Raw genomic sequence first — 24,438 nt, forward strand, 5'->3', positions numbered from 1 at the left:
TGCTTTATATCTGCTTTTGCTTGTATGCTTGAGCAATACTTCAGAAGCTTACCGGACAACCATGGTGCTACCGCTACTTAAAATTCTCCTTATTGAAGATGACGGCTCTATCCTCTCAGAATTATCGAGTAATCTAACCAGGACCATTACCAACTTTGAACGCACTGACGTCACTATTGAGGTGATTAACTGCCCTGATCTGGTAACCGGGATTGAGCACATTCAAGAAGATGGTGATATTCAGGCGGTCATTTTAAGTTGGCAGATCCGCGAAAATGCTATTGCCAATCGCTACGCACAGTTTATAAGCCAATTAAAATCTATTCGCCTTGAATTACCAGTTTATGTGTTAGGCGATGATAGCAAAGGACTGGATATTGTTAATGAATCCGAAGACATTGAGTCCTTCTTTTTTAAAGATGATGTTTTATCCGATCCTGAGTCCATTCTTGGCTATATCATTAACGACTTTGATGATCGTTGCGAAACACCTTTTTGGACGGCTTACAAACGTTACGTAGCGGAGTCTAATGATTCCTGGCATACGCCTGGACATAGTGGTGGCGCCAGCTTTAGAAATTCACCTTATATCAGCGACTTTTATCAGTTCTACGGTCGCAACGTTTTCGTCGGTGACCTCTCAGTTTCAGTTGATTCACTCGGTTCGCTATCCGATAGCACTAACTACATTGGCCGAGCACAACAAGCCGCGGCAATAACCTTTGAAGTCAAACGAACCTACTTCGTGACCAACGGCTCTTCTACCTCCAACAAAATCATCCTACAAACACTGTTGCGCAAAGGTGACAAAGTCATTATTGATCGAAACTGCCATAAGTCAGTGCACTACGGAATACTGCAATCAGCAAGCATGCCGATTTATCTTTCCAGCATTCTCAACCCCAAGTACGGTATCTTTGCACCACCGTCACTGGCTGATATGAAACAAGCAATAGAACAAAATCCTGACGCAAAGTTATTAGTGCTAACCGGCTGTACTTACGATGGCTTACTCAGTGATCTGAAGCAAGTGGTTGAGCTGGCTCATAACCATAATATTAAGGTCTTTATTGATGAAGCCTGGTTTGCCTATTCGTTATTCCATCCAGAGTTTCGTGACTACTCAGCGATCAATGCCGGGGCAGACTATGTCACTCACTCAGCCCACAAGGTGGTCTCAGCCTTTTCGCAAGCCTCTTACATTCATATCAATGATCCCGATTTTGATGAGGACTTCTTCCGTGAGATCTACAGCATTTACGCCAGCACCTCACCCAAGTATCAACTAATCGCCTCGCTTGATGTATGCCATAAGCAATTAGAAATGGAAGGCTACAAAATCCTCAATGCCTTGCTTAATCATGTGACTGAATTTAAGCAACAAATGGCCAGCCTGAGCAGAATCAAAGTGCTGGATAAAAATGACTTTAAGTCACTGTTCCCGCATTTCGAATCCGACAACATGGGCCATGACCCGCTTAAAATCCTCATTGATATTAGTGAACTACCCTACTCACATAAAGATATCCATAAGTACCTGCTAGACGAGGTTGGGCTCGAAATTGAGAAATACACCCACAGCACGATTCTTGTTTTGCTAACTCTTGGCGGTACCCGCTCCAAAATTATTCGTCTATATAACGCATTGAAAAAACTGGATAGCGGCCGCGTAAAATTAACCACGGCCAGTCGTCGTTCTAAAATCCCCAATAACCTGCCACCAATCGAATTGGCCTGTTTACCCAATGAAGCCTTCTTTGGCCAAAGGGAATGCTTACCCATTTCTGAAGTCGAAAATCGTATTTGTGCAGGCTTGGTGACACCTTATCCACCAGGTATTCCGCTACTGGTTCCTGGCCAAATCATCCGACGTGAACAGCTAGACTACCTGAACGCACTAACCAATCAGAACCTGACTATACAAGGTAGCTTCGATGGAGAAATCTATGTGCTGAAGCAATCTTAAGTTCAGAAATAAAAGCCACCAGCGCTGACACCGGAACGGTTCGTGTTATTTAAATGCGCTTTTTGCAACAGAGTCAGGATCACTAACCCTGTAAAAAGAGTTATGTTACATTAGGTCTCTTTCAAGCAGACGCTCCTGATTGATGGAACAAGAGATTACAAAACTGTATCACCAAGAATCGCGTTGGGTGCTAGCCACCTTGATTCGATTACTTGGTGACTTTGATTTAGCTGAAGAAGCATTACACGAAGCTTTTATTGCGGCGCTTGCTCAATGGCCGGAGTCCGGCATTCCGGAAAAGCCGCGCGAGTGGCTGGTCTCAACCGGGCGCTTTAAAGCAATTGATCAGCTAAGGCGACAACAAAAATTTCAAGACATCAGTCAATACATCTCACAGCAACAACTGCAAGATGCCGAACAGGAGGATCTGGAGTCTTATCAACTATTTGATGATGACCAGTTACGCCTCATCTTTACTTGCTGCCACCCATCACTTGCCACAGAATCACAAATCGCTCTCACCTTACGAGAAATCTGTGGACTAACCACCGAGGAAATAGCGCAAGGTTTTCTAACCAAACCACCGACCATTGCACAACGCATTGTTAGAGCTAAAACTAAAATTCGTGAGGCCAATATTCCCTATGAAGTTCCTGACCTTGCGGATCTTCCCGAACGGCTAGATGCGGTACTTCATGTTATCTATCTACTGTTTAATGAAGGCTACAATGCAACTCAGGGTGATGAACCGATTCGCATTCGCCTGGTGCAGCACGCCATAGAACTGTGTCAGCAACTGGAACAATTAATCCCACGTCCGGAAACCAAAGGGTTGCTCGCTCTGATTCTTATCCAACACTCACGCCGCGATGCCCGCCATGATGCGCAAGGCGATATTATCACCCTGGAACATCAAGACCGTTCGTTATGGCATCAAGAGGAGATTGCTCAGGGCTTACAGCTATTAGTAGCATCATTGCAAAGTCGCATTCGTCATCCTTTTACCCTGCAAGCGGCTATCGCCGCACTGCATGCTGAGGCAAAAAGTTTCGCGCAAACCGATTGGCCACAAATCATTGAACTCTATGACGTATTGCTCAGCATACTGCCCTCACCGGTGATTGAGCTGAATCGTGCGGTCGCTGTCGCCATGCACCAGGGTGCTGCCGCCGGCTTAATTCTAGTTAACGATTTAATCGAACGAAAACAGCTGCTTAACTATCACCTGACATACGCAGTATTAGGTGACTTTCACCTCAAGTTACAGCAGCATCAAAAAGCTCGTGATGCCTTTAACACAGCCTTAGATTTGACCAACCAGGAAGCCGAAAAACGCTTTATTCATAAACGGATCAAAGAAATTCCATAATTTTTTCAGCAATGTGTCGAAATCAGCTTTTGCCATTCGATTAGGTAGTGACATTAAGCAAAATGGAAAGGATAAATTATGAGATACATGATCATACGTAAGTCTGATGAACACACCGAAGCCGAAGTTATGCCAACAGAGGCATTGCTGAAAGCAATGGCCGACTACAATGAAGAAATGATCCAGGCCGGAGTTATGATCCGCGGCGAAGGATTAAAGGCCAGTAAGTACGGTTTTCGTGTCGCAGTTAACCAAGGAGATCCGATTATCACCGATGGTCCCTTTGCCGAAACTAAGGAGCTATTGGCCGGCTACTCCATGATTGAAGTTGACTCCAAGGAAGAAGCTATCGCGTGGGCAAAGAAGTGGCCATCCATCGACGGCGAAGCTAATGCACAACTGGAAGTACGCCAACTATTCGAGTTAAGCGACTTCGAACCCAGCGATGCCCTCGACCAGATTGAAGAACAGTTTGTGCGTAATGAAAAGCGTCCGCACAGTGGCTGCCCTTATCTGATTTTCGATGGTAACTGTAAAGAAGCCTTCGAATATTACGCTGAAGTTCTAGGCGGTACTATCGAAGAACTGATGACTCACCGTGAATCACCGATTGCCAATGACACCGCAAAAGAAGATCTGGATAAAGTGCTACATGCTCGCTTAAACCTTGGCAGCCTCACCCTAATGGCCTCGGACTCGCCTAAATCGCACTACGCAAAACCACAAGGTATGCATGTCCAGATCCAGCCCACTTCTGAAGCTGAAGCAGAACGTATTTATAAAGCTCTTGCTAAAAATGGCGATGTGCAGATGCCACTGGAAAAAACCTTCTGGGCAAAACGTTTTGCCATGCTAACTGATCAATTTAATATTCCCTGGATTATTAATTACGAATGAAACGTGACTGGTGCCTTAAGTTTCTTAAGGCACTTCTATAAGCAGCTGATATAAAAGAACGTAGGGATTGACTATGAAATACATTGCACTGGTTTATTACCAAGAAGACATCATGAACGCCATGACACAACAGGAATGGGACTCACTCAATCATGAATGCATGGATTGCAGCGAGCGACTTACCGAGTCAAAGAATCTGATAGCCGGACAGGCGTTACAGCAGGTATCAACCGCCACCACAGTCAGAGTTCGAGATGGTAAAACAATGACCATGGATGGCCCTTTTGCTGAAACCAAAGAACAGTTAGCCGGTTTTTATCTACTCGAAGCCAACGATCTTAATCACGCCATACAACTGGCCAGCAATATACCGCCAGCTCGTTTTGGCAGTATCGAAATTCGCCCCATTCGCGAATTACAGCAATGCGACAATATCGCTGGTGGCAATGGCTAATTCATAACTGTCGAGTGATTTTTATGTCGCTTATTAATAATGAGTGATTAAAGAAGTTAATCACCTCAGAGAATATTTCAATCGTCATCGGCGACCATAATCATTGACCTCAAGCTAACTTGAGGTTTTAGAATTCAGATTCCATTAAATGGCAACCCCAATCAAGGAATCATTATGAGTGACAACACAATACATTTAGGCATTATCTACGGTAGCGCACGCCAGGGTCGTTTCTGCGACACCATCGTCCGCTGGGTTTTGAGCCACTTGTCGCACGATGAAGAATTTACAGTCGATAAATTCGACCCTAGAGAACTCAATCTTCCATACGACATGCCATCAGATAGCGCAGACATAGAAGCTTATAAAGAACGTCTGGCAGCCTGCGATGCCTTTATTGTCGTGACACCAGAATACAACCATGGTTATCCGGCTCCCTTGAAAGTCATGATCGATGCTGCTCGTGAAGAATGGCAACGCAAGCCTGTCGCCTTCGTTTCTTATGGCGGCATTTCCGGCGGACTCAGAGCGGTCGAGCAGTTGCGGCAGGTGTTTGCTGAACTGCACTCGGTAGGTTTGCGAGACTCGGTCAGCTTTGCCAACCCCTGGAATCTATTCGATAGCTCAGGTCACTTGAAACAACCTGAAGAACTTGCCAGTAATTTTAAATATATGTTGAGCCATCTTAAATGGTGGGGATATGCGCTGATGCAGGCGCGACATAACAAGCCCCTAACTCATTGACATATAGCACTAAAAGGATACGGTTATGCAATCACAATCACAATCACAATCACAATCAGAATCACAATCACAATCACAATCAGAATCAGAGTCTATTGAGATAAAAAACTATTTGAAGCGCATTCAATTAACAGACAAAGCTAGCGTTGGTGACTTAAAACCAACGTTAGCTCTACTGCAACAATTAATTCATCAGCACCTGCTCCACATTCCGTTTGAAAATATCAGTCCCTTTTTACAGACGGGGGTTGAGCTTGAGATAAATGCCATTAGCCACAAGATGCTTCATCGAGATCGAGGCGGCTACTGCTTTGAGCACAATAAATTATTCCTTCAGGTGTTAAAGCAACTCGGATTCAATGCTCGCAGTCTGGCTGCCAGAGTCACCGTTAATCAGGATATCGATGACATTGATGTAGCGAAAACACACAGATTCAACATCGTCGAAATAGAAGACCAGCGTTACATTGTGGATGTCGGGTTCGGCCTATACACACCACCACTGCCTATTCGTTTGAGTAATGAAGAAAAGATTAGTCACCATCCACTTGGCACCTATAAAGTCATCTATCGTAATGGCCTGCATACTTTAGTAACTTTGCTTAGCAGCGAGTGGAAAGAGCTGTATCGCTTTACGCTAGAAGAAGTTCAGGAAGCAGATTTTGACATGGCAAATTGGTACTTAACCACACACCCCGACTCAAAATTTGTGAATAGTCTGATCGCTTCCCGACTGACCGGCGAAGGGCGTTATTCGCTAAATAACTGCCAGCTAAACTTTTATAGTCATCAAGGTGACAAAGACAGCACTAACTTAAACTCAGCCTCAGAACTGATTACCTGTCTTAATGATATTTTCGGGCTTCGAGCCCCAAATCAAAAACACCTCGAAAAGAAGCTTACTCAAACCTTCTTTTCTCAACAGAGAGGACAGCCGGCTATAGCTACAGCAGTATAAAAAATTAACGCTTAGACTTTTTAGAAGCCGGCTCAAGTAAACGAGGTCCCGCCCCCTGCTTCCCCTGTTCATCCTCAGGATTAAACAAGGGGCAGGCAGTGACCGATAAACAACCACAGCCAATACAACCTGACAGACGCTCGCGCAACAGGATTAGCCGCTCAATCCGTTCGTTAAGATCATCCTTCCACCCATTGGCCAGCTCTCCCCAGTCTTGTGCCGTTGGGGTGCGCCGTTTTGGCAAAGATGACAAAGCGCTTTTCACCTCCTGCAACGGAATGCCCACCGTCTGAGCCGCCTTAATCACCCCCAAACGTCGCAACACATCGCGCGCGTAACGCCGCTGATTCCCAGCCGTTCGAGTCGACTGGATAAGCCCCAAATCCTCATAGTAATGAAGTGCTGAAACAGCTAAACCACTTCGTTTAGAAACCTCACCAACCGATAGCATCTGCTTACTCTGTTTTATTCCCATAACACTCAGAAATCACATAATAATATTACTTAAACTACCGCGTTAACTAGTCCGGCGCAAACGAATACAAGCCGAATAATGAGTAGGTTACCTTCCATTGGAGACATACCCCCAAAAGTACCCCTAAATGTTATGAGATGGCAAAGAATTTCGTGGGACTAACTGGCACAAAAAAACCCATGAAAACGTTAATTTTCATGGGCTTAGATACTGCATGGGATTACTTGATATTTGAATGTGGTGCTCAGAGCGGGACTTGAACCCGCACGGCCTACGGCCACTACCCCCTCAAGATAGCGTGTCTACCAATTCCACCACCTGAGCAATATAAAAAGCTAACCGATTACTGACCTTGGTCGTCTTCTTTCTTTTCTTCTTCAGTTGCTTCTGGAATAGATTCAGAAATAGCCTGGTCGTCTGCAGCTGGTATTTCAGTGCTGATTTCTTCCTGAGTATCTGATGGAATCTCAGAAGGAATTGCTTCTTCTGTCTCTGCAGGGATTTCAGAAGACTGGATACCCACCTCTTCAACCTGAGTTGCTTCAGGGTCATCCAGAAGGTCAGACTTAGTAACTTCTTTCTGGCCAATCGCATGGATAGTCAGCGCTAGTGCAAAGAATAATATTGCTAGCACTGTTGTACTCTTGGTTAGAAAGTTTCCGGCGCCTGGAGCACCAAATAAAGTGTTAGAAGCCCCGGCACCAAATGAAGCGCCGATTTCTGCCCCTTTACCCTGTTGGATCAAAATGATACCAACCAGTAATAAGGCAACTACTAACAAACTGATCATTAAAAATAATTCCATCGTATTATCCTGCTATTTTGCAAATCGCGATAAATTCATCTGCTTTTAAAGAAGCCCCGCCAATCAATCCACCATCGATATCAGGCTGAGCCAACAATTCTTCAGCATTGGCCGCTTTCATACTGCCGCCATAGAGTATCTTCATATTTTCAGCAACCTGAGCATTTTTACCACGTAAATGAGCTCGAATCGCTGAATGAACTTCCTGAGCCTGCTCTGGAGTTGCGGTAACGCCAGTGCCGATTGCCCATACCGGCTCATAAGCCACAACGGCATGGTTTAATGCATCAATACCCAAGGCGTCGATAACTGCGTCCAGTTGCTGCTGCACTACTTGCATAGTGGAGCCTTTTTCTCTTTGTTCAAGGGTTTCACCCACACAAAGAATAGGCGTTAATCCAAATTCAATGGCCTTGCCAACTTTATGAGCTACCAAAACATCCGTTTCGCCATACAGGCTACGGCGTTCAGAGTGCCCAACAATCACGTATTGGCAACCATAATCTTGCAGCATGTCGCCACTGATTTCACCAGTATAGGCGCCCTGCTTTTGCTCGCTTAAGTTTTGTGCTCCGACTGCAATCTTATGATTACCAATCAGACTCTCGACCAGAGGTATATAAATAGTAGGTGGGCACACTAGCACGTCACTTTTCATGCCAGCATCCAACTGCTCAGTAATCCCCTTCATGAGTGACTCAATGAATGGCTTACTACCGTGCATTTTCCAGTTGCCTGCAATGAGCTTTGTACGCACTTGGATAACTCCTCTTTTATACCACTCTTAAACTTGCGCGGATTGCCTTAATTTTGCCAGTCATTTTGTGTTAAACGCCCAGCGGCAATCGCCCCTTTTAACAAAAGGGCGCAAATATTAACCGAGGGCAGACTTTAAAACAAGCTCTGTTGACTCTGATCAGTAGTTTTTGCCTTTTATGGGCTGATTTCCCCAGAAAAAGCATGGATTTTGAACTATCGATCCAAGTATAATACGCGCCGTTTAAGGTCGATTGGCTAATATTTGACCTTAATTTGGAACTATGGCGCCTGAAAATCCGTAAATAACAACAAGATACGACTGGTTGTAGCACGCTACACACCAGGTCTTTTTGTTATTGGCATGATTTTGCAGCGCACCATAGTGAAGTGACAACCATCAGGTATTAAAAGTAGCGACCTATGATTAAGATTAAGAAAGGCCTGGACCTGCCTATTGAAGGGCAACCAGAGCAAACGATCTCAGCTGGTACTACGGTAAAAACCGTCGCCATATTAGGCGAAGATTATGTTGGTATGAAACCGACCATGCATGTGCAGGAAGGGGACACAGTTAAGAAAGGCCAGATAATCTTCGAAGATAAAAAAAACCCAGGAGTAAAATACACTGCTCCAGCAGCTGGTACGATTAAAGCCATTAACCGTGGTAATAAGCGTAAGCTGTTGTCGGTAGTGGTTGAAGTTGCCGAGCATGAAGAAGCGGTCAGCTTTAATAAGTTTAGTCCTGAGCAACTGTCTGGCTTGAGTCGCGAAGCGATTGTCGAGCAAATGGTTGATTCGGGCATGTGGACTGCGCTGCGCAAACGTCCTTACTCAAAAGTTCCAGCGATCGACAGCGAAACTCAAGCGATTTTCGTGTCAGCAATGGATACCAATCCGTTAGCTGCCGATCCTGAAGTCATTATCAGTGAGCAGAATGAAGCCTTTAACTACGGACTTGATATTCTTGCTCAACTTTCTGGTGACAGGGTTTTTGTGGCGACAGCCCCAAGCTCCTCACTGACTAAAAGCAGCAATGCTAAAGTCAGCTATGAAGAGTTTTCTGGCCCGCATCCTGCAGGCTTAGTGGGTACTCACATTCATTTCTTATATCCTGCTTCTATGGACCATCCCGTATGGTACATCGGTTATCAGGATGTGATTGCATTAGCCAAGCTATTCATTGAAGGCGAACTTCATACTGATCGTGTTATCGCTTTAGGCGGTACCATGATTAAGAAGCCACGCTTGATTCGTACTCGCGTCGGCGCTTGCATTGATGAGCTGATGGCTGAAGAAGAAAATGATGCGGATAACCGCCATATTTCTGGTTCAGTGCTCAGTGGCTTTAATGCAATCGATGCTCGCGGCTATTTAGGTCGTTATCACAATCAAGTTACCGTGATCCGCGAAGGTCGTGATAAAGAGTTCTTCGGCTGGGCCATGCCTGGTACTGATAAATTCTCGGTGACTCGCGCATTCTTTGGCCACCTGTTCCCGAAAAGGCGTTTTAACATGACAACCACGACCGGTGGTTCAGATCGTTCTATTATGCCAATTGGTAACTATGAGCGTGTCATGCCTTTAGATATTCTGCCGACTCAGCTTTTACGCGCTATCGTCACAAACGACACAGTACTCGCACAGGAGTTGGGTTGTCTGGAGCTGGACGAGGAAGATTTAGCCTTGTGTACCTATGTTTGCCCGGGCAAATATGAGTACGGCTCCATTCTTCGCGAAAATCTGACCAAGATTGAGAAAGAAGGATAAGAGAGGCTACCATGGGTTTAAAAAACTTTATTGAAAAAATCGAGCCGCATTTTGAGAAAGGCGGCAAGTGGGAAAAATGGTATGCCTTGTACGAAGCGGCAGCGACCATTTTCTATACACCGGGTCATGTCACCAAAGGCGGCACGCACGTCCGTGACAACATTGACCTGAAACGCATCATGATCATGGTTTGGCTTGCTACTTTCCCGGCCATGTTCTGGGGCATGTGGAACGTTGGTTTTCAAGCGCAGCTTGGACTAGCCGAAGGCTTAACACTGCCTGACGCCTGGCAGGTTGATTTCTTCCAGTTCTTCGGTGGTGCTATCACCCCTGAAACTGGCGTGCTTGGCCTGATGTTCTATGGTGCCTGTTTCTTTATTCCAATCTATGCAGTTACCTTTATCGTCGGTGGCTTCTGGGAAGTCTTGTTTGCGAGTATTCGCGGTCATGAGATCAACGAAGGATTCTTCGTCACTTCGATTCTTTTCGCATTGATCCTGCCTGCCGAAATTCCGTTATGGCAAGTAGCTCTTGGTATTTCCTTCGGTGTCGTGGTTGCTAAAGAAATCTTCGGTGGTACCGGTAAGAACTTTATGAACCCTGCGCTAGCCGGTCGTGCATTCCTGTTCTTCTCTTATCCAAGCGAAATTTCAGGTGCCGAAGTATGGGCGGCAGTCGATGGCTTTACCAGTGCAACTCCGCTGGCAGCTGCTGCTGCAGGCACTATTACCGATTACGGCATTAATCAAAGCTGGTGGGATGCTTTCTTAGGTCGCATTCCTGGTTCAATCGGTGAAGTATCAACTCTGATGATCCTCATCGGCGGTCTCTTCATTATCTATGCTCGTATTGCTTCATGGCGCATCGTTCTAGGTGTCTTGTTCGGCATGATCGCGATGACACTTATTTTGAACACCGTCGGTAGTGAAACTAACAAGATGTTTGCCATGCCTTGGTACTGGCACTTGGTTACTGGTGGTTTCGCCTTTGGTATGTTCTTTATGGCGACCGACCCTGTTTCAGCGTCTTTAACCAACAAAGGTAAATGGTACTTTGGTGCCTTAATTGGTGTCATGGTTATATTGATTCGCGTAGTCAACCCAGCCTTCCCTGAAGGTATGATGCTTGCGATTCTATTCGCCAACCTGTTCGCGCCATTGATTGACCACTTTGTGGTGCAAAGCAACATCAAGCGGAGGACTCGTCGTCATGTCTAAGAAAGAAAGTCCAATGAGAACCATTGTGGTTGCAGTGATTCTGAGCTTAGTCTGCTCGGTGATTGTTTCTGTTGCCGCCATTAAGTTAAAGCCTTTACAGGAAACCAATAAGGAACTTGACCGTAAGTTGAACATCCTTATTGCTGCGGGGTTAATCGATGGTCAGGCGCAAGCAACCAAAGAGCAAATTGAAGATACTTTTAAACAGATAGAGACTCGTGTTGTTGATTTGTCGACCGGCGAATACGTTGAACCTCCTAAAGGTTTCGAGCAACGTAAAGCCGCTAAAGATCCAAGCATGAATGTTCGAATTGAAGATGATATCGCTGGCATTAGAACGCGCTCTAAATTGGCCAATGTTTATCTGGTCAAGAAAGATGGACAACTGGACACTATTATCCTTCCTTTCCATGGCTATGGTCTATGGTCAACCATGTATGGTTTCCTGGCGCTTGAGCCAGATACAACAACGGTTGTTGGCCTGAAGTATTATGATCAGGCTGAAACTGCCGGTCTTGGTGGCGAAATTGAAAATCCAAAATGGCGTTCTATCTGGCCGGGTAAAGAAGTTCTAAACGAGCAAGGCGAGCCTGTTATTCAGGTGGTCAAAGGTGAAGCTAAGAATGAACATCAGGTTGATGGACTCTCTGGCGCAACCCTGACCAGCGTTGGTGTTGAGAACTCATTACGTTATTGGTTAAGTAATGATGCCTTTGGCCCATACTTGGCAAAAGTAAGAGCGGGGGAATTGTAAAATGGCATTTGATAAACAAGAAGCCAAATCGGTTCTTTTATCACCGATTTTTAACAACAACCCAATCGCCCTTCAGGTATTGGGGATTTGTTCTGCGCTGGCAGTAACCAGTAAACTCGAAACTGCATTGGTGATGAGTTTGGCTCTAACGACGGTTGTTGCCTTCTCAAACCTTATCATCAGTTTGATTCGTAAACAGATTCCATCAAGCATTCGTATTATCGTGCAGATGACGATTATTGCGTCTTTGGTAATTCTGGTTGACCAGGTGTTGAAAGCTTACGCTTATGAAGTTTCTAAGCAGCTTTCAGTATTTGTTGGCTTGATTATTACCAACTGTATCGTAATGGGACGCGCTGAAGCTTATGCCATGAAAAATGGTCCTGCGATGAGCTTCCTCGATGGTTTAGGTAACGGTCTTGGTTATTCGGTATTGCTGATTATTGTCGGTATCATCCGTGAGCTATTGGGCTCTGGTAAACTGTTAGACTTTACCATCTTCCCTACAACTGCTGACGGCGGTTGGTATCACACAAACGGTATGCTACTGCTGCCAGCGAGTTCTTTCTTTATTATCGGTTTACTCATCTGGGCACTACGTACCTGGAAAACCGATCAAGTGGAGGATGCTGAATAATGGACCATTATATCTCCCTATTTGCAAAAGCGGTTTTCGTCGAGAACATCGCCCTGGCATTCTTGCTGGGTATGTGTACCTTCCTGGCGGTTTCGAAGAAGGTTCAAACTGCCATTGGTCTTGGTATTGCTGTTGTTATCGTGCAGACGATTACCGTTCCAGTAAACAACCTGTTGCTTAACGGCTTGTTGAAAGAAGGCGCTCTGGCCTGGGCTGGCTTTCCAGAAGCTGATTTAAGCTTCTTGGGCCTTATCGTCTACATCGGTGTTATTGCCGCGCTTGTTCAGATTCTGGAAATGACTTTAGACAAGTTCTTCCCGGCACTTTACCAATCGCTTGGTATCTTCTTGCCACTAATTACCGTGAACTGCGCCATCCTGGGTGGCTCTTTGTTCATGGTTGAACGTGACTATAGCTTCCCTGAATCAATCGTTTACGGCTTCGGCTCAGGTTTTGGTTGGGCTTTAGCGATTGTTGCCCTGGCCGGTATTCGCGAGAAGATGAAGTACTCAGACGTTCCTGATGGTTTACGTGGATTAGGTATTACCTTTATCACCGTTGGCTTGATGGCCCTTGGCTTTATGTCTTTCTCCGGCATCAAACTGTAACGAGTAAAGAGGTTAACTAATGAATGAAATAATATTAGGCGTTGCCCTGTTTACGGTAGTGATTTTTGCACTAGTACTAGTGATCTTATTCGCTCGTAAACAACTCGTAAGCACAGGCGATGTTCATATTGATATCAATAAGGACGCTGACAAGGCTATCACTGTCCCTGCTGGCAGCAAGTTGCTAAATGCATTGTCCGATAGCGGTATATTCTTATCGTCAGCTTGTGGTGGCGGTGGTACTTGCGGGCAATGTGTCTGTAAAGTGCTTGACGGCGGCGGCTCTATTCTGCCTACCGAAGAAAGCCATATCACACGTCGTGAAGCTCGAGAAGGTTACCGCCTGTCATGTCAGGTTGCGGTTAAGCAAGACATGAAAATCGAAGTGCCTGAAGAAGTCTTTGGTACTAAAAAATGGGATTGTGAAGTTATCTCTAACGATAACAAAGCAACCTTTATTAAAGAGCTTGTTCTTAAAATTCCTAACGGCGAAAGCGTACCTTTCCGTGCTGGTGGTTATATCCAAATTGAAGCACCGCCGCATAAGGTCAAGTTCAGCGAGTTTGATGTTCCTGAAGAGTACCGTGGTGACTGGGAACGCTTTAAGCTCTTTGACCTTGAGTCAGAAGTTAAAGAAGAAACTATTCGCGCTTACTCAATGGCTAACTATCCAGAAGAAGAAGGCATTATCATGTTGAACGTGCGTATCGCAACGCCTCCGCCACGCGATATGTCATTGCCACCAGGCAAAATGTCATCTTACATCTGGGGCTTAAAGCCAGGTGATAAAGTTACCATTTCAGGTCCTTATGGTGAGTTCTTCGCCAAAGATACAAATGCTGAAATGGTCTTTATTGGTGGTGGTGCCGGTATGGCTCCAATGCGTTCGCATATCTTTGACCAATTACGTCGCATCAAAACCGACCGTAAGATCAGCTTCTGGTATGGTGCTCGTAGTTCACGCGAGATGTTCTATGTAGAAGATTTCGATATGTTGGCTAATGAGAACCCTAACTTCGAATGGCATGTGGCGCTTTCTGATCCGCAACCCGAAGACAACTGGGAAGGTTACACTGGCTTTATTCATAATGTTCTTTTAGAGAACTACTTGAAAGACCACCCAGCTCCAGAAGATTGTGAGTACTATATGTGTGGACCGCCAATGATGAACGCGGCCTGTATCCAAATGCTTGAAGATTTGGGTGTTGAGCGCGAAAACATCCTATTGGATGATTTCGGTGGTTAATCCGCTTGGGTTATAACCGAACGTTCTATAAAATAGGCAGTCTTATGACTGCCTTTTTTGTGCTTATATGATTCGTTTAATCAGCTCTATTACTCTTGTCCTTATCCTTACCGCTTGCCAGCAACAAGAACCACAATACTCAAAGCTATCAGGCAACACTATGGGCACAAAATACAACATTACGTTTGAGTCCGACGACGTTCCTGTTGAAGATCTAAAATCTGCTCTGACACAAGAACTGGCGATCATTAATCAATTGATGTCTACGTATATTCCAGACAGTGAGATCAACCAGTTTAATAGGTTAGATAACACTCAGTGTTTTCGCTTTTCCGATCGAAGCTGGAGCGTGCTAGTTGCTGCTAAAGATGTTTACCACCAAACCAACGGGGCTTTTGATATCACTGTTGGCCCACTTATCCAGCGCTGGGGCTTCGACGCGGCCGAGTATGATGACAAGGTGCCTTCTGATGAAGAAGTTATAGCCTTAAGGGAAGCCGTTGGCACTGATCAGCTTGAATTTAACTTTGCAGAGCAGTGTATCTCTAAAACTTATCCTGAATTAACGATCAACCTTTCTGCAATTGCCAAAGGTTACGCTGTGGACCAGCTCGCCAATATCATGGAAGAGTTTAAGATAGCCAATTACTTGGTAGAAATAGGTGGTGAAACCAAGGGAGAAGGTGTCAATCTTCATGGTTATCCTTGGCGGATAGCAGTGGAAAAGCCATCCAATAACGCCTCTCAACAAGAACTGTTAGTCATTGCTCTTGAGAATACCTCAATAGCAACCTCGGGGGATTACCGTAATTATTTTGAAGTGGCTGGTAAGCGTTTTTCGCACACCATCGATCCAGCAACCGGCTACCCTATAGATCATAATCTAACTTCTGTTTCTGTCATTCATCCCAGCAATATGTATGCCGATGCTTATGCTACGGCTATGAGCGTTATGGGCAGTGAGGCCTCTCTTGCGTTTGCTGAGCAGTACCAATTGCCAGTGCTGGTCATTCAGCGACAAAACGATGAATTAATCACTCGTCAGAATAACCTTTTTCAAGAATTATTGATTAAACAATAAGTGAGCCAAGCTTTCACGCTCGGCTCAAGAAGGGCTTATAGGGAAAGCTCGTATTTTTGACCCGGGTGTCTCAAACCACCACACTTAAAACTAACCTGCATGCTGTAAGGTGCAGGGCCAGTCACACTTTGCACAACAATGTTAAAGCCACTAACATTATGATAATAAGCCTGCCCATAAGGCGGGTAACCACCATTATCAGTAGTGGTAACTTTACTTTCGCAGCGCGACTCTACCATTGAATAAACATTTGATTGGGTTGTGCAAGCATAGAAACTGAGGCTGCCACAATTAAAAGTTTCTGTCCCATTAAAGAATTCAATGTAAGGATCATTATGGTTTCCATGGTTGTACTCTTCTGCTACAGCCGCACCACTGACAGCCAAACTCAATAATAACACTAGGTATTTCATACATTAACTCCAAGTTTACTCATATTCTATCGACCCGAATTGGTCAGTAGTAAAGTTATCAGCAACTTGAAGATATCGCCTCAAAATAGCAGGGGTAAAATCAGCCCATTTCTATATTTACCCTTTTTTACCCAGCAAATTTTCTCGTTCATTTTTTATACTAAGGCTTATATTTAAGCACTAATATGATAAAATATAGCACTCTATTGATTAATGAGCTCCGCATCGTGACTAGCACTTTCTTCCTGGCATTCATATTATTTGTAACCGTAATGGTGATTATGGCCGTTGGCTATTTATTTCAAAGGAAGCGAATCGGCGGTAGTTGCGGTGGCCTTGATGCCTTAGGAATTGAGAAGGCTTGTGATTGTGATAAGCCTTGCGCCAAAAAGCGTGCTCGCCTTCGCAACGAGCGACGCCTTAATGTAGAAATTCTGGAAGACTAATTGCTAGGTAGTTAGTCTTTACGGCCTACAAACTGAATCGCTTTTAAGATACTTTGTCTCGAAATCATCCCCACTAACTGACTTTTCTCCATAACTGGATACATCCGGCAGTTATCTTTCAAGAATCGCTCAGCGACGTCAGCAATATTATCATCTGGGTGTACAGTTTTAACTTCCTTGGTCATTAGATCCATCACTCTATGTCCTAAATCACCATGATAAATGGCACTTAAGACAGTATGCAGACAATCTTTTTCGGAAATAAAACCCACTAATCGATTATGGTCATCCATCACTGGAGCACCGGTTAAGCGGTATTCCAACATTGTCTGAGCAGCTTCTACTATATCTGTTTGTGGTTTTAATGTGATCATTGCCGAGGTCATATAATCTCTGACATGAACGGACTTTATCATAAAGCTACTCCTTGATTTTATTGTAAGAATAGAAAAGCTATTTAGCTTGGCCTTCGATTTGATAGTAGCTTATTTGTCAGAAAAAACAAAGCCCAGCAAGATGCTGGGCTTTGATAGAGGTCAAAAACTATCTAAAAATATTATTTAGTAGTCATTGTCTCAGCGTGTGCTTCTGCACGACGGTTAAGAGCGCGACCTTCTTCAGTTGAGTTATCAGCAATTGGCTGGTCTTCACCATAGCCTTTTGCAGTCAAGCGAGAAGCATCAATACCGAAGTTGCTCACTAAGTAATCTCTTACTGAGTTAGCACGACGCTCTGACAAGCCTTGGTTATAAGCACTTGAACCTACGCTATCTGTGTGACCTTGAATCTCAGCATTCACACTTGGATATTGACGTAAGAACTCAGCTACCTTGGCGATTTCGGCAACCATTTCTGGCTTGATTTCGTACTTGTTAGTATCGAAGTTTAAGCGCATATCAACAACAACTTCTTCTGCAACTTTAACTTCACAACCTCTCTCGTCTACCTGCGCACCAGGAGCTGTACCCGGACATGCATCTTTGTAATCATGAACGCCATCATTATCACTATCTAAAGGACAACCATTAGCATCTACAGGAGCGCCTGCTGGAGTACCTGGGCATTGGTCATTAGCGTCTAATACTCCGTCACCATCAGAATCTTTCGCTTTCTCGACTGGTTTTGGAGCTGGAGCAGCACCTGACTTGACGGTGTCGCCAAAGAAATAACCATAGCTGATGTACCATACTTGATGATCACCACGCTCACCCGAATCTAACCAGTCATAACCAACACGCATGAAAACATTATCTGTAGCAAAGTGTTCTAGACCAACACCTACTTTGTAATAACCTTCTTCAAGATCTGGATGATAGGAATTGTACTTGTCGCCTAACTCACCATAACCGAGCTTTAGGAATGGATGAGTGGTAGCGCTACCCATCCAGCTGGTGTCATTTAATAAAAGATTTAAAGCAGTGTTCTCAACGTCAGTACGAGCGCCAAGAGTGAAATTTGGGATCTGGTTGAAATAGTTATATTCAACTTCAAGAGCAATGTCCTTATTAAAGAACCAGCCAAGACCCACACCGCCTGATTGATTGCTGCCTGAATTCCAGTGAGAATCCATTTCTAAATCATACCAACCAACATGACCATAAAAACCATGACGGTCCTGCACTTCTTCTGCAGCAAAAGCAGTTGAACCTAAGGCCAACAAGCAAGCTGCGGTTAACAATTTTTTCTTCATTGTAATACCCTCGTTAAATTATTCATTTGTGTATCCATGGTGCTTCGCATTATAACGGAAACAACAAGTTAGATACAAAATATAAGCAAGGTTTGACATAATTTTACATTTTATGGGCTAGATCTCGCACTTTTTGTGCCAACTTTTCGGCCATTTTTAATGCCAAATCTGCATCATTAGCTTCCACCATAACCCGGATCAGTGGCTCTGTACCTGAAGCGCGCAATAATACACGTCCTTGCTCAGCCAGCTCAGCATCAACGTCTGCAGCCAACTGTTTCAACTCCGCTTGAGCCATAATCTCTTTTGCACCGGTTACTCGCACATTAATCATAGTCTGCGGGAACAAAGGAAACTTCTCTGCCAAATCACTAATCGGCTGAGACTCATCTTTTATAACTCTCAGCACTTGTAACGCTGCAATAATGCCATCTCCGGTCGAGTTGTAATCCAGGTTAATAAGGTGTCCAGATGACTCACCACCAATCAGCCAGCCATTCTTTTTCAGGCATTCCATAACATATCGATCACCCACATTGCTGCGTTCAAAGGGAATATCAAACTGCTTTAAAGCATTTTCAATCGCCATGTTGGTCATCAAGGTGCCAACCACCCCCCCTTTTAGCTGCCCTTTTTGTTTTAGATGATATGCCATCATAAACATCAGCTGATCGCCATTTATAACTGTGCCTTTGGCATCAACCATCATCAAGCGATCACCATCGCCATCAAAAGCAATCCCAATATGGGCCTGGTGTTCAACGACTGCTTTCGACAAAGGTTCCAGATGCGTTGCGCCACATTCACGATTGATATTTAAACCATCAGGTTCAACACCGGTTTTTATAACTTCAGCACCCAACTCCTTAAACACATAAGGAGCAATATGATAGGTTGCACCATTAGCGCAATCCAAAACGATTTTCATGCCTTCCAAATTAAAAGCATTAGGTACACTGGCTTTACAAAACTCTACGTATCTGGCTGCTGCATCATCTATGCGATAGGCCTTCCCCAGCTGCTCTGATGGCAATGAAGTCATTTCTTTTTCTAATAAGGCTTCTATTTCCAGCTCTACAGCGTCTGGTAGCTTAGTCCCTTCAGCAGAAAAGAATTTAATCCCATTGTCTTGAAATGGATTGTGCGAAGCGCTGATGACAATGCCAGCATCAGCTCGGAAAGTTCTTGTTAAATAGGCGATCGCTGGTGTTGGCATGGGTCCAACAAGAAAACTGTCTACCCCGGCTGAAGTTAAGCCCGCTTCCAGTACAGATTCAAACATATAGCCTGAAATTCGTGTATCTTTCCCGATAACAATTCGCCCTTTTTTACCGAGCACCTTGCCAGCAGCCCAACCGAGTTTTAAAACAAACTCTGGCGTAATAGGAAACTGACCAACAGTTCCTCGAATACCATCGGTGCCAAAATATTTTCTCTCGCTCATTGTTGTTTTTCCTTTTCTTATTAAGCTTGCTCAAATGCGCAATATAACTTTACTGCTTCAACGGTTGCTTTTACATCATGCACTCTAAGAATATTTGCACCTTTCGTCAAAGCATACATAGCAGCAACAACACTGCCATTACTTCTACTATTTATGTCAGCATCCAAAATGGTACCGATCATTGTCTTTCTTGAAACACCGACTAGCAAAGGGAAATTAAGTTCTTTAAAACTGTCTAAATGTTTCATCAGTTCACAGTTATGCTGCAAACTTTTACCAAACCCAAAGCCAGGATCGAGGCAAATTCTATCCGTACTAATGCCAGCTTTTTGGCAAGCTGTCACTCGTTGCTGTAGAAATGATTTCACATCGTCGACGACGCTCTCGTAATGTGGATTCTGCTGCATCGTTCTTGGCTGTCCTTGCATGTGCATAAGGCATACTAAGACTTCTTCGTTACTGGCTATTGCATCAAGCGCTCCGGCTTCTTGCAATGCACGTACATCATTGATCATGCTGGCGCCAGCTTTGATTGCTTCTTGCATTACAACAGCTTTACTCGTATCGACCGATACCGCTGTACCACTGGCAACGATTGCTTCCACCATAGGGATGACCCGGTCCAGCTCTTCGCTTTCGGAAACCGCCTGAGCTCCAGGCCTGGTGGATTCACCACCCACATCAATAATATCAGCCCCTTCCCGGCGCATAGTTTCGATACGGCGCAATGCAATATCTTTGCGCACATAATTACCGCCGTCTGAAAATGAGTCGGGAGTTGTATTCAAAATACCCATGACCAGCGGCCTATTCGATTGCAACAGTTCTTTCATGGTAGTTACTTTCCGCACAATGAAAAAAAGGGCCAAAAGGCCCCTTTTTAATCAACAGATGGTTCTGTTACTGGTGAGTCTTTTGGCGCATCAGGTTGAGGTCCTGAGCCACCATTGCCACCGGGCCCTTTTGTATCCGACCAATTAGCCGGCGGGCTGGGTTCGTCACCGTCCATGATTTGTTTAATTTGCTTAGCATCAATGGTTTCGAACTTCATCAAAGCGTCCGCCATTGCATGTAACTTATCCATATTATCCTGCAAAATTGTTTTGGCGCGATTGTAGTTACGATCAATGATTTCGCGTATTTCTGCATCAATGGCTCGAGCGGTATCGTCCGAAATATTTTTGTGCTGAGTTACGGAGCGGCCCAAGAAAACTTCGCCTTCATCTTCTGCATAAGACAATGGACCTAACTTATCAGACAAGCCCCACTTGGTGACCATATTACGGGCTAGGCCAGTGGCGCGTTCAATGTCGTTAGATGCACCTGTCGTCACCTTGTCAGAACCATTGATGATCTCTTCTGCAATACGACCACCAAATAATGAGGATAACTGACTTTCCAGTGCTTCCTTAGATAAGGAGTACTTGTCCTGTTCCGGCAAATACATGGTCACACCCAGTGCCCGGCCACGCGGAATAATACTCACTTTATATACTGGGTCGTGGCTAGGTACTTTCAAACCAACAATGGCATGACCGGCTTCGTGATAAGCTGTATTCAACTTTTCCTCTTCCGTCATCACCATTGAGCGGCGTTCTGTACCCATCAAGATCTTATCTTTCGCTTTTTCAAACTGTTCCATGCCGACAACACGCTGGTTATCACGAGCTGCGAATAATGCCGCTTCATTAACCAAGTTTGCTAAATCGGCACCGGAAAAACCAGGCGTACCACGAGCAATTACTCCCGGCTCAACATCATCGCCAATCGGCACCTTACGCATATGTACTTTAAGAATCTGCTCACGACCTTTAATGTCTGGCAAACCAACCACAACCTGGCGGTCAAAACGGCCCGGACGCAATAAAGCCGGATCCAGCACATCAGGACGGTTGGTAGCAGCGATCACGATCACGCCTTCGCCACCTTCAAAACCATCCATCTCAACTAATAACTGGTTCAAGGTTTGCTCACGCTCATCATGACCACCACCTAAACCGGCACCACGATGGCGACCAACAGCATCGATCTCATCGATAAAGATAATGCAAGGAGCATGCTTTTTAGCCTGCTCAAACATATCGCGGACACGAGATGCACCGACACCGACAAACATTTCAACGAAATCAGAACCGGAGATAGTGAAGAAAGGCACTTTGGCTTCGCCAGCAATGGCGCGAGCCAATAATGTTTTACCAGTACCAGGAGGGCCAACCATCAAAACACCCCGTGGAATTTTGCCGCCCAGGCGCTGGAACTTACGCGGATCGCGCAAGAAGTCTACTAATTCACTGACTTCTTCTTTGGCTTCTTCAACGCCGGCCACATCGGCAAAAGTGGTTTTAACCTGATCTTCGCTCAGCATGCGCGCCTTACTTTTACCAAAAGACAATGCACCGCCACCTTTGCCACCGCCCTGCATCTGGCGCATGAAATAAATCCATACCGCAATGAGTAGCAATATTGGTCCAAAACTCAACAGGAAGGTACCGATACCACCACCTTCGCGTTTTTTGCCCGAGTAGGTAACGTCATTCTCCAGAAGAATTTCATTAAGCTTCTCTTGGCCACCAGCAGGTATTTCAGCATTGATTTCTTGGTTACTGCTAACGTCTTTACCAGTAACGAGGCCGTTGTTGGGATTAATCACAACATCATCGACCTGTTTACTCTCGATCTGTTTCACAAACTCAGAGAATGTCACCTGACTACTGTCTTGCTGACGCTCTTGTATTGCATCAATCACAATAAACAAAATAACCGCCGCAATGGCCCAAAATAGAATGTTCTTTACTAAATCGTTCAAAACCTGAACCTCGTTCTTGGCAACTCTTTGCCTTTAATAATAACTACACATTATGCCATGCTTTGCTAGCAACGAAAGCCCTGAAGCTTAACAAAACGTAACAAACACTACTATCGAGATAGTGTTTTTTATCGCATCTTTTCTCAACTAGCCCTTAAAACCCAAACCGACTACGTAAACTTCTCTGGAACGCCCTCTGGAGGCATCTGGTTTGCGAATGAGAACCTTATCGAACATCTCTCGACATTGGCGGATATAGTCATCAAAACCTTCACCCTGGAAGACTTTGACGACATAGTTGCCACCTTTTGCCAGTACAGTCTGCGCTAGCTCTAACGCCAATTCACACAAATACATACCGCGCGGTTGATCAACCGCATCTACACCACTCATGTTGGGGGCCATATCCGATAAAACAAGGTCTGCCTTGCGCTCGCCTATCTTATCGAGTAATTGATTAAGAACCGCTTCTTCGCGAAAATCACCCTGAATAAAGTCCACATCGGGCAAGGGATCCATTTCCAAGATATCCAAAGCAAATATTTTACCCTGACTACCCATTTTATAAGCAACGTATTGTGACCAGCCGCCTGGAGCAGCTCCCAGGTCAACGACGGTCACGCCTTTGCCTAGCAGCTTGTATTTCTGGTCAAGCTCTTCCAGCTTATAAACCGCCCGTGAGCGGTAACCGTCTTTTTGCGACTTTTTGACATAAGGGTCGTCAAAATGCTCTTTCATCCAACGGTGGCTACTTTTACTTCGTGACATAAAGAAAATATGCTTGTTTTTTCCTCAAATAAGTCTCTATTGTACCTTTTTTCAGGTAAAATGACTGCTAATTATCACTATCAGAAAGATGTAATGACTCAATTAAGCAACAACCAGGTAAAATTCTTACGCGGCAAGGCGCACAGCCTGAAACCAATCGTTATGGTCGGAGCCAATGGCGTCACCGATAACGTGCTCGAAGAAATCAATAATGCACTAAATCATCACGAGCTCATCAAGATTAAAGTCAGAGCTGAAGAACGTGAAGACAAGCAAGCCATGATTGACCATATTTGCCAGAAAACCAAAGCAAGCAAAATTCAGGTCATCGGCCATAACCTGTCTATTTACCGCAAATCAGACTCCCCTAAAATCATTTTGCCTAAATAGCCAAATTCAGCTACCTTATGAGCTGCTTCTAATTTTCAGGGACTACCATGGCTTACAGCATTCTACTGGTCGAAGATCACAAAGAGTTGGCCGCCACAACCGGCGAATACCTTGAAGCCTGTGGCTATATTGTTGATTATGCAATGGACGGCATAAGCGGACTCAATCTGGCCAAGGACAATCAATACGATGCTTTGATTCTGGACGTCATGTTGCCTGGCATGGATGGCTTTACGATTTGTCAGCGCATCCGTCAGGAAGCCCAGTCTGACATTCCTATTTTAATGCTGACCGCGCGCGATCAGTTAAGTGATAAGCTCGATGGCTTTGATGCTGGTGCCGATGACTATCTGATTAAACCTTTCGATTTTGAAGAACTGGATGCGCGACTCAATGCCATCATTCGACGCCATAAAGGTGAACTGGACTCGAAGCCTTTAGTTATTCATGACCTTGAGCTTGATCCGAAAACCTTGCAAGTTAAACGCCAAGGGCAGAAGCTCAAGTTATCTCCGACAGGTTTGCATATTCTGAAACTATTAATGCGCAAATCACCGGAAGTGGTCACTCGCGAAGAACTTGAACGTGAGTTGTGGGGCGATCTTGTACCTAATAGTGATGTTCTGAGAAGTCATTTGTATAACTTACGTAAAGTCATTGATAAACCCTTCGCAGAACACCTTTTACAAACCGTACCCGGCCTGGGAATCAAAATTATCACTCCTGAACAGTAAGCCTGGAAGA

Annotated in this window: 26 protein-coding genes and 1 tRNA gene; 16 read left to right on the forward strand and 11 right to left on the reverse strand. The window is 44.7% G+C overall.

Annotated elements, in window-relative coordinates; all coding sequences use genetic code 11:
* Positions 1 to 64 precede the first annotated feature (64 nt).
* The 6 genes from ACYTXU_RS10740 to ACYTXU_RS10765 all read left to right on the forward strand — a co-directional run bounded on the left by ACYTXU_RS10740 (position 65) and on the right by ACYTXU_RS10765 (position 6,388).
* On the forward strand, positions 65 to 1,966 hold the full coding sequence (locus ACYTXU_RS10740) for an aminotransferase class I/II-fold pyridoxal phosphate-dependent enzyme (protein ID WP_462209413.1): 1,902 nt from the start codon (positions 65 to 67) through the stop codon (positions 1,964 to 1,966).
* Between the two features lie 142 nt (positions 1,967 to 2,108).
* Positions 2,109 to 3,335: an RNA polymerase sigma factor gene (locus tag ACYTXU_RS10745; protein WP_462206759.1), complete on the forward strand. Its 1,227-nt coding sequence runs from the start codon at positions 2,109 to 2,111 to the stop codon at positions 3,333 to 3,335.
* 78 nt (positions 3,336 to 3,413) lie between these two features.
* The gene (locus ACYTXU_RS10750; RefSeq protein ID WP_462206760.1) at positions 3,414 to 4,232 is read left to right on the forward strand and encodes a YciI family protein; all 819 of its coding nucleotides are present in this window, start codon (positions 3,414 to 3,416) and stop codon (positions 4,230 to 4,232) included.
* Positions 4,233 to 4,305: 73 nt separating this feature from the next.
* A complete protein-coding gene (locus tag ACYTXU_RS10755) occupies positions 4,306 to 4,686 on the forward strand; it encodes a YciI family protein (protein ID WP_462206761.1) in 381 nt (126 codons plus the stop codon).
* Between the two features lie 174 nt (positions 4,687 to 4,860).
* Positions 4,861 to 5,430 (forward strand): NADPH-dependent FMN reductase, encoded by a 570-nt coding sequence (locus tag ACYTXU_RS10760; protein ID WP_462206763.1) that lies wholly within the window; start codon positions 4,861 to 4,863, stop codon positions 5,428 to 5,430.
* A gap of 25 nt (positions 5,431 to 5,455) precedes the next feature.
* Positions 5,456 to 6,388: an arylamine N-acetyltransferase family protein gene (locus tag ACYTXU_RS10765; protein ID WP_462206764.1), complete on the forward strand. Its 933-nt coding sequence runs from the start codon at positions 5,456 to 5,458 to the stop codon at positions 6,386 to 6,388.
* 4 nt (positions 6,389 to 6,392) lie between these two features.
* Here ACYTXU_RS10765 and soxR read toward each other — a convergent pair whose 3' ends face one another.
* The 4 genes from soxR to tpiA form a co-directional block, all read right to left on the reverse strand.
* Positions 6,393 to 6,863, reverse strand: a complete 471-nt coding sequence (soxR, locus tag ACYTXU_RS10770; protein WP_462206766.1) for a redox-sensitive transcriptional activator SoxR — start codon at positions 6,861 to 6,863, stop codon at positions 6,393 to 6,395.
* Positions 6,864 to 7,101: 238 nt separating this feature from the next.
* Positions 7,102 to 7,187: transfer RNA gene (locus ACYTXU_RS10775), tRNA-Leu, on the reverse strand.
* A gap of 19 nt (positions 7,188 to 7,206) precedes the next feature.
* Positions 7,207 to 7,668 (reverse strand): preprotein translocase subunit SecG, encoded by a 462-nt coding sequence (secG, locus tag ACYTXU_RS10780; protein ID WP_462206767.1) that lies wholly within the window; start codon positions 7,666 to 7,668, stop codon positions 7,207 to 7,209.
* Between the two features lie 4 nt (positions 7,669 to 7,672).
* The gene (gene tpiA, locus ACYTXU_RS10785; RefSeq protein WP_462206768.1) at positions 7,673 to 8,425 is read right to left on the reverse strand and encodes a triose-phosphate isomerase; all 753 of its coding nucleotides are present in this window, start codon (positions 8,423 to 8,425) and stop codon (positions 7,673 to 7,675) included.
* A 422-nt stretch (positions 8,426 to 8,847) separates the two neighbouring features.
* Between tpiA and ACYTXU_RS10790 the strand changes: the two genes are divergently transcribed.
* From ACYTXU_RS10790 to ACYTXU_RS10820, 7 genes are all read left to right on the forward strand, one after another.
* Positions 8,848 to 10,194 (forward strand): Na(+)-translocating NADH-quinone reductase subunit A, encoded by a 1,347-nt coding sequence (locus ACYTXU_RS10790; RefSeq protein ID WP_462206770.1) that lies wholly within the window; start codon positions 8,848 to 8,850, stop codon positions 10,192 to 10,194.
* An 11-nt stretch (positions 10,195 to 10,205) separates the two neighbouring features.
* Complete coding sequence (locus tag ACYTXU_RS10795) at positions 10,206 to 11,411, forward strand: NADH:ubiquinone reductase (Na(+)-transporting) subunit B (RefSeq protein ID WP_462206771.1); 1,206 nt, start codon at positions 10,206 to 10,208, stop codon at positions 11,409 to 11,411.
* Positions 11,404 to 12,165 (forward strand): Na(+)-translocating NADH-quinone reductase subunit C, encoded by a 762-nt coding sequence (locus ACYTXU_RS10800; RefSeq protein WP_462206772.1) that lies wholly within the window; start codon positions 11,404 to 11,406, stop codon positions 12,163 to 12,165. Before ACYTXU_RS10795 ends, ACYTXU_RS10800 begins: the two co-directional genes overlap by 8 nt.
* A 1-nt stretch (position 12,166) precedes the next feature.
* Positions 12,167 to 12,802, forward strand: a complete 636-nt coding sequence (locus ACYTXU_RS10805) for an NADH:ubiquinone reductase (Na(+)-transporting) subunit D (protein ID WP_462206773.1) — start codon at positions 12,167 to 12,169, stop codon at positions 12,800 to 12,802.
* A complete protein-coding gene (gene nqrE, locus ACYTXU_RS10810; protein ID WP_462206774.1) occupies positions 12,802 to 13,410 on the forward strand; it encodes an NADH:ubiquinone reductase (Na(+)-transporting) subunit E in 609 nt (202 codons plus the stop codon). The genes ACYTXU_RS10805 and nqrE overlap by 1 nt, the downstream gene beginning before the upstream one ends.
* Positions 13,411 to 13,429: 19 nt before the next feature.
* Positions 13,430 to 14,656 (forward strand): NADH:ubiquinone reductase (Na(+)-transporting) subunit F, encoded by a 1,227-nt coding sequence (nqrF, locus tag ACYTXU_RS10815; RefSeq protein WP_462206775.1) that lies wholly within the window; start codon positions 13,430 to 13,432, stop codon positions 14,654 to 14,656.
* A 67-nt stretch (positions 14,657 to 14,723) separates the two neighbouring features.
* Positions 14,724 to 15,737 carry an FAD:protein FMN transferase gene (locus ACYTXU_RS10820; protein WP_462206776.1) on the forward strand — a complete coding sequence of 338 codons (1,014 nt, stop codon included), beginning with the start codon at positions 14,724 to 14,726 and terminating at the stop codon, positions 15,735 to 15,737.
* Positions 15,738 to 15,772: 35 nt separating this feature from the next.
* On the opposite strand, the gene ACYTXU_RS10825 is transcribed toward ACYTXU_RS10820, so the two are convergent.
* Complete coding sequence (locus ACYTXU_RS10825) at positions 15,773 to 16,150, reverse strand: hypothetical protein (RefSeq protein WP_462206777.1); 378 nt, start codon at positions 16,148 to 16,150, stop codon at positions 15,773 to 15,775.
* A gap of 185 nt (positions 16,151 to 16,335) precedes the next feature.
* Between ACYTXU_RS10825 and nqrM the strand changes: the two genes are divergently transcribed.
* Complete coding sequence (gene nqrM / locus ACYTXU_RS10830) at positions 16,336 to 16,596, forward strand: (Na+)-NQR maturation NqrM (protein ID WP_462206778.1); 261 nt, start codon at positions 16,336 to 16,338, stop codon at positions 16,594 to 16,596.
* A gap of 11 nt (positions 16,597 to 16,607) precedes the next feature.
* Here nqrM and ACYTXU_RS10835 read toward each other — a convergent pair whose 3' ends face one another.
* From ACYTXU_RS10835 to rlmE, 6 genes are all read right to left on the reverse strand, one after another.
* Positions 16,608 to 17,012 (reverse strand): CBS domain-containing protein, encoded by a 405-nt coding sequence (locus ACYTXU_RS10835; protein ID WP_462206779.1) that lies wholly within the window; start codon positions 17,010 to 17,012, stop codon positions 16,608 to 16,610.
* 140 nt (positions 17,013 to 17,152) lie between these two features.
* The gene (locus ACYTXU_RS10840; RefSeq protein ID WP_462206781.1) at positions 17,153 to 18,286 is read right to left on the reverse strand and encodes an OmpA family protein; all 1,134 of its coding nucleotides are present in this window, start codon (positions 18,284 to 18,286) and stop codon (positions 17,153 to 17,155) included.
* 103 nt (positions 18,287 to 18,389) lie between these two features.
* Positions 18,390 to 19,730 (reverse strand): phosphoglucosamine mutase, encoded by a 1,341-nt coding sequence (gene glmM, locus ACYTXU_RS10845; protein WP_462206782.1) that lies wholly within the window; start codon positions 19,728 to 19,730, stop codon positions 18,390 to 18,392.
* A gap of 20 nt (positions 19,731 to 19,750) precedes the next feature.
* Positions 19,751 to 20,563 (reverse strand): dihydropteroate synthase, encoded by an 813-nt coding sequence (folP, locus tag ACYTXU_RS10850; RefSeq protein WP_462206784.1) that lies wholly within the window; start codon positions 20,561 to 20,563, stop codon positions 19,751 to 19,753.
* Between the two features lie 47 nt (positions 20,564 to 20,610).
* Positions 20,611 to 22,536: an ATP-dependent zinc metalloprotease FtsH gene (gene ftsH, locus ACYTXU_RS10855; RefSeq protein WP_462206785.1), complete on the reverse strand. Its 1,926-nt coding sequence runs from the start codon at positions 22,534 to 22,536 to the stop codon at positions 20,611 to 20,613.
* 147 nt (positions 22,537 to 22,683) lie between these two features.
* On the reverse strand, positions 22,684 to 23,304 hold the full coding sequence (gene rlmE, locus ACYTXU_RS10860; protein WP_462206786.1) for a 23S rRNA (uridine(2552)-2'-O)-methyltransferase RlmE: 621 nt from the start codon (positions 23,302 to 23,304) through the stop codon (positions 22,684 to 22,686).
* Between the two features lie 93 nt (positions 23,305 to 23,397).
* Between rlmE and yhbY the strand changes: the two genes are divergently transcribed.
* Complete coding sequence (gene yhbY, locus ACYTXU_RS10865) at positions 23,398 to 23,694, forward strand: ribosome assembly RNA-binding protein YhbY (protein WP_462209414.1); 297 nt, start codon at positions 23,398 to 23,400, stop codon at positions 23,692 to 23,694.
* A gap of 47 nt (positions 23,695 to 23,741) precedes the next feature.
* Positions 23,742 to 24,428, forward strand: a complete 687-nt coding sequence (locus tag ACYTXU_RS10870; protein WP_462206788.1) for a response regulator transcription factor — start codon at positions 23,742 to 23,744, stop codon at positions 24,426 to 24,428.
* Positions 24,429 to 24,438: the final 10 nt, after the last annotated feature.

The organism is Kangiella sp. M94 (assembly GCF_054926195.1).

What these genes read in the sequence shown, in the direction of transcription:
- ACYTXU_RS10745 (WP_462206759.1), top strand. Translation starts at nt 2,109, where the DNA reads ATGGAACAAGAGATTACAAAACTGTATCACCAAGAATCGCGTTGGGTG.
- ACYTXU_RS10750 (WP_462206760.1), top strand. Translation starts at nt 3,414, where the DNA reads ATGAGATACATGATCATACGTAAGTCTGATGAACACACCGAAGCCGAA.
- ACYTXU_RS10755 (WP_462206761.1), top strand. Translation starts at nt 4,306, where the DNA reads ATGAAATACATTGCACTGGTTTATTACCAAGAAGACATCATGAACGCC.
- ACYTXU_RS10760 (WP_462206763.1), top strand. Translation starts at nt 4,861, where the DNA reads ATGAGTGACAACACAATACATTTAGGCATTATCTACGGTAGCGCACGC.
- ACYTXU_RS10765 (WP_462206764.1), top strand. Translation starts at nt 5,456, where the DNA reads ATGCAATCACAATCACAATCACAATCACAATCAGAATCACAATCACAA.
- soxR (WP_462206766.1), bottom strand. Translation starts at nt 6,863, where the DNA reads ATGGGAATAAAACAGAGTAAGCAGATGCTATCGGTTGGTGAGGTTTCT.
- secG (WP_462206767.1), bottom strand. Translation starts at nt 7,668, where the DNA reads ATGGAATTATTTTTAATGATCAGTTTGTTAGTAGTTGCCTTATTACTG.
- ACYTXU_RS10790 (WP_462206770.1), top strand. Translation starts at nt 8,848, where the DNA reads ATGATTAAGATTAAGAAAGGCCTGGACCTGCCTATTGAAGGGCAACCA.
- ACYTXU_RS10795 (WP_462206771.1), top strand. Translation starts at nt 10,206, where the DNA reads ATGGGTTTAAAAAACTTTATTGAAAAAATCGAGCCGCATTTTGAGAAA.
- ACYTXU_RS10800 (WP_462206772.1), top strand. Translation starts at nt 11,404, where the DNA reads ATGTCTAAGAAAGAAAGTCCAATGAGAACCATTGTGGTTGCAGTGATT.
- ACYTXU_RS10805 (WP_462206773.1), top strand. Translation starts at nt 12,167, where the DNA reads ATGGCATTTGATAAACAAGAAGCCAAATCGGTTCTTTTATCACCGATT.
- nqrE (WP_462206774.1), top strand. Translation starts at nt 12,802, where the DNA reads ATGGACCATTATATCTCCCTATTTGCAAAAGCGGTTTTCGTCGAGAAC.
- nqrF (WP_462206775.1), top strand. Translation starts at nt 13,430, where the DNA reads ATGAATGAAATAATATTAGGCGTTGCCCTGTTTACGGTAGTGATTTTT.
- ACYTXU_RS10820 (WP_462206776.1), top strand. Translation starts at nt 14,724, where the DNA reads ATGATTCGTTTAATCAGCTCTATTACTCTTGTCCTTATCCTTACCGCT.
- ACYTXU_RS10825 (WP_462206777.1), bottom strand. Translation starts at nt 16,150, where the DNA reads ATGAAATACCTAGTGTTATTATTGAGTTTGGCTGTCAGTGGTGCGGCT.
- nqrM (WP_462206778.1), top strand. Translation starts at nt 16,336, where the DNA reads ATGATAAAATATAGCACTCTATTGATTAATGAGCTCCGCATCGTGACT.
- ACYTXU_RS10835 (WP_462206779.1), bottom strand. Translation starts at nt 17,012, where the DNA reads ATGATAAAGTCCGTTCATGTCAGAGATTATATGACCTCGGCAATGATC.
- ACYTXU_RS10840 (WP_462206781.1), bottom strand. Translation starts at nt 18,286, where the DNA reads ATGAAGAAAAAATTGTTAACCGCAGCTTGCTTGTTGGCCTTAGGTTCA.
- glmM (WP_462206782.1), bottom strand. Translation starts at nt 19,730, where the DNA reads ATGAGCGAGAGAAAATATTTTGGCACCGATGGTATTCGAGGAACTGTT.
- folP (WP_462206784.1), bottom strand. Translation starts at nt 20,563, where the DNA reads ATGAAAGAACTGTTGCAATCGAATAGGCCGCTGGTCATGGGTATTTTG.
- rlmE (WP_462206786.1), bottom strand. Translation starts at nt 23,304, where the DNA reads ATGTCACGAAGTAAAAGTAGCCACCGTTGGATGAAAGAGCATTTTGAC.
- yhbY (WP_462209414.1), top strand. Translation starts at nt 23,398, where the DNA reads ATGACTCAATTAAGCAACAACCAGGTAAAATTCTTACGCGGCAAGGCG.
- ACYTXU_RS10870 (WP_462206788.1), top strand. Translation starts at nt 23,742, where the DNA reads ATGGCTTACAGCATTCTACTGGTCGAAGATCACAAAGAGTTGGCCGCC.